This is a genomic window from Aeromicrobium sp. PFPM2_SD2, assembly GCF_057364525.1.
Genome location: NZ_JBNFNZ010000629.1, coordinates 1 through 1,060, shown reverse-complemented (window position 1 = coordinate 1,060; position 1,060 = coordinate 1). Strand labels below are relative to the sequence as shown.

Annotated in this window: 2 protein-coding genes and 1 pseudogene; all 3 read left to right on the top strand. The window is 49.7% G+C overall.

The genetic code is table 11. The features are described 5' to 3' along the window. Positions 1-83: 83 nt before the first annotated feature. Positions 84-548, top strand: coding sequence for a phage nozzle protein (locus tag AC2W7G_RS17005; protein ID WP_485869480.1), 465 nt, complete (start codon positions 84-86; stop codon positions 546-548). Continuing rightward, positions 545-955 (top strand): phage nozzle protein, encoded by a 411-nt coding sequence (locus AC2W7G_RS17000; protein ID WP_485869479.1) that lies wholly within the window; start codon positions 545-547, stop codon positions 953-955. The genes AC2W7G_RS17005 and AC2W7G_RS17000 overlap by 4 nt, the downstream gene beginning before the upstream one ends. Further along, positions 945-1,060, top strand: a pseudogene (locus tag AC2W7G_RS16995) (phage nozzle protein); the annotation flags it as partial. The gene AC2W7G_RS17000 and the pseudogene AC2W7G_RS16995, both read left to right, overlap by 11 nt.

Here is a 1,060-nt window from a genome sequence, read left to right as displayed (position 1 = left end):
GCGGTGGACAGTATGGTCGCACCCCTTAAGGTAAGGAATCAACGGAGGCGTTAAAGGTTTTCGCATAAGTTGCCAGCAAGGTAATGATGCCGAGAATGACCCACCTAAAGGTGGATGCTCAGGCCATCGGTGCAGCTCTGAGAGACCTTCTTGTTGCTGCTTACCCTACCTTCACGTTCGACCTTGGGTCTGGCTTCCTGTTAATCACTGCCCCTTCAGGGACTGACATTAACTCAGTTGAGACGGAGGATGGCTACGCTAACCAGCTAATAAGCCCAGTCCTAGACACTGTGCAGACAATCTCTAAACTACCTCTTGCCGCTCCTAATGGGTATATCATTAAGATTCAAGGCGAGACAAACAGCAGCGCCGATGAATACTACGTGATGTATGACTCCAACACTAAGACGTGGAAGGAGACAGTGGAGCCGGGAGTTGTCACTGGGTTCGATAACACCACAATGCCACACGCTCTGGTACGACAATCTGATGGCTCCTTTGAGTTTAAGACTCTGGATTGGTCCAAGCGTGGTGCTGGTAAACGATGACACAAAACCCTATGCCTAGCTTCGTGGATGCTGCGATTAACGATGTGTTCTTCTACAGGAACAGGCTAGGGTTCTTGTCAGGAGAGAACGTAATCATGAGCCGTTCAGCCAGCTACTTTGCGTTCTTCCCTAAGAGTGTGGCGACACTGAGCGGCGATGACCCTATTGACGTAGCTGTAAGTCACCCTCGAATCTCAATCCTTAAGTATGCCGTTCCGTTTAGCGAGCAGCTACTACTTTGGTCTGATGAGGTTCAGTTCGTGATGACAAGCTCTGGGGTCCTTACCTCGAAGTCTATCCAACTTGATGTGGGCTCAGAGTTTGCCTTAGGTGACAATGCCAGACCATTCGCTGTAGGACGCTCAGTATTCTTTCTCAGCGCCTCGTGGGTCATTCACCAGCATTAAGCGATACTTCGCTGTAGCAGATGTGTCTGACGTGAAGGATGTCGATGATACCACTGGACACGTACTATCCTATATCCCTAACGGGGTGTTTGACATTCAAGGTAC

What these genes read in the sequence shown, in the direction of transcription:
- AC2W7G_RS17005 (WP_485869480.1), top strand. Translation starts at nt 84, where the DNA reads ATGATGCCGAGAATGACCCACCTAAAGGTGGATGCTCAGGCCATCGGT.
- AC2W7G_RS17000 (WP_485869479.1), top strand. Translation starts at nt 545, where the DNA reads ATGACACAAAACCCTATGCCTAGCTTCGTGGATGCTGCGATTAACGAT.